General features: G+C 71.2%; 4 protein-coding genes. 3 read left to right on the top strand and 1 reads right to left on the bottom strand.

Annotated features, from left to right (window positions below; translation table 11 throughout):
- Positions 1–102 precede the first annotated feature (102 nt).
- Positions 103–969, top strand: a complete 867-nt coding sequence (locus tag ACFXB5_RS52450) for an aldehyde dehydrogenase family protein (RefSeq protein WP_385222925.1) — start codon at positions 103–105, stop codon at positions 967–969.
- A gap of 168 nt (positions 970–1,137) precedes the next feature.
- The gene (locus ACFXB5_RS52455; RefSeq protein ID WP_385222928.1) at positions 1,138–2,430 is read left to right on the top strand and encodes a cytochrome P450; all 1,293 of its coding nucleotides are present in this window, start codon (positions 1,138–1,140) and stop codon (positions 2,428–2,430) included.
- A gap of 27 nt (positions 2,431–2,457) precedes the next feature.
- Here ACFXB5_RS52455 and ACFXB5_RS52460 read toward each other — a convergent pair whose 3' ends face one another.
- Positions 2,458–3,936 carry an FUSC family protein gene (locus ACFXB5_RS52460; RefSeq protein WP_385222934.1) on the bottom strand — a complete coding sequence of 493 codons (1,479 nt, stop codon included), beginning with the start codon at positions 3,934–3,936 and terminating at the stop codon, positions 2,458–2,460.
- A 116-nt stretch (positions 3,937–4,052) separates the two neighbouring features.
- Here ACFXB5_RS52460 and ACFXB5_RS52465 point away from each other — a divergent pair, with 116 nt between their 5' ends.
- Positions 4,053–4,508 (top strand): MarR family winged helix-turn-helix transcriptional regulator, encoded by a 456-nt coding sequence (locus ACFXB5_RS52465; protein ID WP_385222931.1) that lies wholly within the window; start codon positions 4,053–4,055, stop codon positions 4,506–4,508.
- Positions 4,509–5,163: the final 655 nt, after the last annotated feature.

The raw sequence follows: 5,163 nt of genomic DNA on the forward strand, positions 1-5,163 counted from the left end.
GTGCCCGGTCGCGCCCCCGCTCGCGCCGTCTCCCGCACTGGACCTCCCAGTCACCCCTCCCTGCCGGCAGCCAGGGGCTCGCCCATTTACGCTCCGCCCGGCGTGATCAACGTCGTCACCGCGGACCGCGAGGTGTCCGAACTGCTGGTGCGCGACCCGCGGGTGGACAAGATCACGTTCACCGGGTCGACGGCCACCGGACGGCGCATCGCCTCGATCTGCGGCGAGCGCGTGGCCCGCTGCACGCTGGAGCTCGGTGGCAAGTCCGCCGCCGTCGTCCTGGACGACATGGACCTCGCCACGGCCGCGCGCAGCCTCGCCCAGGCCGAGTGCTTCCTCACCGGGCAGGTCTGCTCGTCGCTGACCCGGATCGTGGTCAGCGGCTCGCGGCACGACGAACTGGTCGAGGCCCTCGTCGGCGTGTTCTCCCGGGTGCGCGTCGGGGACCCGTTCGACCCGCGCTCGCAGATGGGGCCGCTGGCGGCCAGCCGGCAGCGGGACCGGGTCGAGGGGTACATCGCCAAGGGCGTCGCGGAAGGGGCCACGCTGGCCACCGGCGGCGGTCGCCCGAAGGGCCTGACCCGCGGCTGGTACGTCGAGCCCACCGTGTTCGGCAACGTCGACAACCGCTCGGTCATCGCCCAGGAGGAGATCTTCGGCCCCGTGCTGTCCGTCATCCCCGCGGCCGACGAGCAGGACGCGATCCGGATCGCCAACGACACCATCTACGGCCTCAACGCGGCGGTGTTCACCAACGACGTCAACCGGGCCCGCGAGGTTTCCAGGCAGCTGCGCTCTGGCACCGTCGGACACAACGCGCTGCGCAGCGACCTCGGCATCGCGTTCGGCGGGTTCAAGCAGTCCGGCATCGGCCGCGAAGGCGGACGCGAGGGACTGCTGCCCTACCTCGAAACCAAGACCGTGATCCTCGAAGGCCGGCCGGCCGGGTACGAGGACACCGTCCTCTGACGGCGCCTGCTCTGACGCCGCGTCCACTCGCCGGCCCGGACGCGGCCACCGCGTGCCCGCGGGCCGGGCCGCACGTCGCCGGGCCCCGGGCCGCCACGTTGATCGACACCTCACTGAACTGACCACCCGGCTCACCCGTGAGCCCGTACAACCGACGGGAACACACTGATGACCGACCTTGAGGTCCGCCCGGAGGAGCTCCAGGCCCTCGCCGCTCTCTTCGGCCTCGGTGACCCGTACCCGGAATACGCGAAGTGGCGTGCGCGGCAATCGGTCGTCCGCCCGCACGAGAAGCTGTTCGTCTTCAGCCGCTACGAGGACTGCGCGGCGGTCCTCAGCAGCTCGGCCTTCGGCCACGCGCCGCGCGAGGCCAGCCCGCTGCGCAGCCTGTGGCGGGGCACCGGCCAGCCGGCACCCGCCGCCCCGGACACGGCCAGAGCCGTCTCGGAGACGGCCAGCGCCGCCGACGCCGACGCGGCCGTGGTCACCGCCCAGGACAACGCCAGCAACATGCTCCGGCTGAACCCGCCCGACCACACGCGGCTGCGCCGCCTGGCGTCCCGCGCCCTCACCCCGGCGAGCGTCCGGGCGCTGATGCCGCGCATCGAGGCGATCGCCGGCGAGTTGGTGGGCGACCTCGGCCCGAGCTTCGACGTCATCCGCGACGTCGCGCTCCCGCTGCCGGTCCGGGTGATCAGCGAGCTGCTCGGCATCCCGGAGGCCGACCGGCCCATGGTGGTGACCTGGTCCGAGCAGCTGTCCCGGAGCATCGACCCCGGCTTCCTCATCACGCCCGAGAACCGCGTCACGATGCGCGCGGCCCGTGACAGCTTCCACGATTACCTCGGGGCGCTGATTCCCAAGCGGCGCCGCGAACCGGGCGACGACCTCGTCTCCGCCCTCGTCCACGTCCACGACGAGGACGGCACGCTGACCGAGCACGAGATCATCATCACCTGCCGGCTGCTGCTCATCGCCGGCCACGAGACCACCCGCAGCCTCATCGGCGGGTCCGTGCTCGCCCTGCTCAACCACCCCGCCCAGCTCGCCGCCCTGCGGGCCGACCCGGACCTGGTCGAGAGGTGCGTCGAAGAGGCCCTGCGCTACGACCCGCCCATCCAGCTCCTGGTCCGGTCCGCGCTGGAGGACACCACGGTCGGCGACACCACGGTCCCGGCCGGCGCGCGTGCCCTCATGCTCCTCGGCGCTGCCAACCGCGACGAGGCACTCGGCGATGACCCGGAGGACTTCGACTTCGTCCGCCCGGCCCGCCGGCACCTGTCGTTCGGCCACGGGATCCACTTCTGCCTGGGCGCTCCGCTGGGACGCGCCGAGGCCGCCATCGCCCTGCGCCACCTGCTGCCCATCCTCGCCGAGTCCCGGATGACCGAGCCGCCCGTGTGGAAGCCCCACACCGTCCTGCGCGGTCTTGAGCACCTCCGGCTGACCACGTCGGGCTGACGGCGGTTCAGTCGGGCGGCGGGTCGGTCAGGCGGCGGAAACGGGCGGCTGGAGGACGTCGTCGCTGCTGGTCGGCTCGGGCGGCCGGCGCTTGGCGAGGGCCGGGATCGCGGCCGTGAACCGCCGGAGTGCGGCATCGAGGTCGGCCAGCGGCGCCGCCGCAGCGGGTTCCGGCAGCTCGGGCAGGGGATCCGCCGGGGCCGACACCGCGCGGCGCAGCAGCCTGACGGTCTCGGCGGTGGCAGCTTCGCGCGGGCCGGGCTCGCTCGCGGCCAGGGCGTGCACCGGGCCGCGGGTCGCGAGCAGCGCCTCGCCGGCGTCGGCCGGCGTGATCCCGTGCCCCGTGCCCAACTTCCGGGTGGCTGCCCGGTACAGCCGGTGCGAACGCGCGCTGGCGTTCAGGTTGGTGGCTGCGGCGTCGAACGCGGCGAGTGCCTTGGCGGTGGAGGCCCCGTCGCTGCGAGCATCGAGCACCGAGCCGAGGGTGCCTAGGGTCGCACCCAGCCGGAGGCGTAGCGCGTCGCTCGTCCGCACCGGCACGAGGAACCAGCCCACGACCACCGCCAGCACAGCCCCCAGGACCAGAGCCTGCAGGCGGATGAGCAGCAGGTGCTGGGGGGACTGGCCGAAGTACCCGTAGAACAGGGACAACGCCGTCGTGATGCCTGCGGCGTAGAAGGCGTAGTTGTAGGCGCGCAGGGTCGAGGCCAGGGCCAGCACCACGAAGATCAGCACGATGCTGGTCGTGCCCTGGGGTTCGGCCACCGCGGCGATCAGGGCCGCGACGAGTGTGCCCGCCATCGCGCCCAGTCCACGCTCGACGCCCTTGAGAGCCAGGTCCCCGCGGCCGACCGGGCCGAGGCTGACGACCATCGCGCTGATCACGCACCACTGCCAGTGTTCGCCGAATACGAGGTGCCCGAGTGAGAACGCGGCGGTCAGCGCCACCGCCATCTGCAGTGCCATCCGGGTGCGGGGCGACAGTCCGGCGCGCTGCGCAGACCGCTTGGCAGGGGCCTGCCCCGGCTGCGAACCCGGAAGGCCGGTCAGCTTCTCGGCGACCCGGCGCACGACGCGGACCCATACGAAGGCACTGAACCCCACCAGCGCCATCCATCCGCAGAGCGGCCACCACGCCATGCGCCCCGTACCGGATCCGGCGGGCAGCAGAGCGGCGATCAGGGCCAGCGGAACCAGCGCCCCCAGCCGGGTGACCGCCGCTCCGAACCGCCTGGTCCAGATCGAACCCGCCATCAGCACCACGAACACCGCCCCGCAGATCACGGGGTGTCCGGCCATCTGCGAACCGAGCCAGACGCTCGCCCCCGCGAGGACCGAGAGCGTGGCGGCCGCCATGACTTTCTCCGGGACCGGCTCACCGCCAGGGCGGCGCGACACCGTGAATGCGAAAATCACGGCCGGCACCGCGAGCACCGCCGCCGGGTACCCCGCGACGAGGCGCGCGACCTCCACCGCCGTGAAGAAGGAGCCCAGCACGGCGACCATTGCCACCGCCGAGTAATAGCTTTTGATTAGCATTCCCACCCTCTGCATGGCCGACTTTGTGCAGATTTCCGGGGCATCTCACCTGCTGATGCTACATGACGGTTTAGTATCAACCGGTGGATACCGACGACTGTGCCCAGGCCCTGCTCCAAAGCTTGCTCCGACTGGGCTCCCGCCTGCGCCACGAGCGCCCGCCCGGTGCCCTGACCGCGAAAAAGATCATGGTGCTGGGCCACCTGCGTCGGAACGGGCCCTGCACCCCCAGCGCCGTGGCCCTTGCCGAGCACCAGCAACTCCAGGCCCTGACCCGGACCTTCGGCGAGCTGGAGGCGGACGGCCTGATCAGCAGGCGGCGTTCGGAGACCGACCGGCGCGCCTCGATCCTCTCGATCGCCGACGCCGGCGCCCAAGCGCTGTCCGACGATCTCGCGCAGCGGGCCGAATGGCTGGCCAGCGCCCTTGGTGCGCTCACCCCGGTCGAGCAGCAGCTGCTCGACCTGGCCGGCCAGCTGCTCAACCCGCTGGCCGACACCCTCGCCACGGACGGGCGGGCGGGGACGCGCTCCCCCTGACGGGCTCGGCCCCGGGGCGGACGGCAGCGGGTGTGGTGGGCGAGCTGGGGAGGGGTGTCGTAGGGGGCGCAAGGAGATCGGTGTGGACGTATATCCACAATTTCTTCACGTGTACTCGTGTAACTCGAGAAGTGGCGATCGGGGATGGCAGGGATGATGGCGGGATGGGTGCCGGAGCAGCCGCGGATGATGCTCTCCGCACAGGTCGCGACCCATGCGAGTGTCCGGTACGGCCGCGACGTCCTCGGACGGGAGCCGGTCGGGCAGGTGAGCGCCGCGCTTCCACGAAAAGGAGATGCACCTTCGAGAAAAGGCCGTGGAACCGAGATGGCTGAGAGCTGCATCAAGCTTCCCGACGGTATGAGCGGCCGGTGAAATGCGCGACTCCTCCGCAATCTATTCCCGGGCCACCATCGTTCTCTGACGCAGTGCCAGACACGTTCATTTGTGCCGCCAGCGACGTCGGAGCCCCGATGGTCCATGAATCCCTGTGGCCCATTGATTCCTGAGCACTTTGCAGATCTGTGTAATGGTGGGCGAACTGCGCGCATGGCGGGAGGCTAAGAGCTTGTCTCACGTGGTGTCAGGTTGATGCGGCATGATGTTGCGCTATGGGTGTTGGTCTGTCGCAGCGGCTGGTTCCTGACGAACTCTG

The organism is Streptomyces sp. NPDC059455 (assembly GCF_042750115.1).
GTDB classification, from domain to species: domain Bacteria; phylum Actinomycetota; class Actinomycetes; order Streptomycetales; family Streptomycetaceae; genus Streptomyces; species Streptomyces endocoffeicus.

Bases quoted from the DNA above. Each gene is read 5' to 3' on its own strand.
- ACFXB5_RS52455 (WP_385222928.1), top strand. From the start codon at position 1,138: ATGACCGACCTTGAGGTCCGCCCGGAGGAGCTCCAGGCCCTCGCCGCT.
- ACFXB5_RS52460 (WP_385222934.1), bottom strand. From the start codon at position 3,936: ATGGTCGCCGTGCTGGGCTCCTTCTTCACGGCGGTGGAGGTCGCGCGC.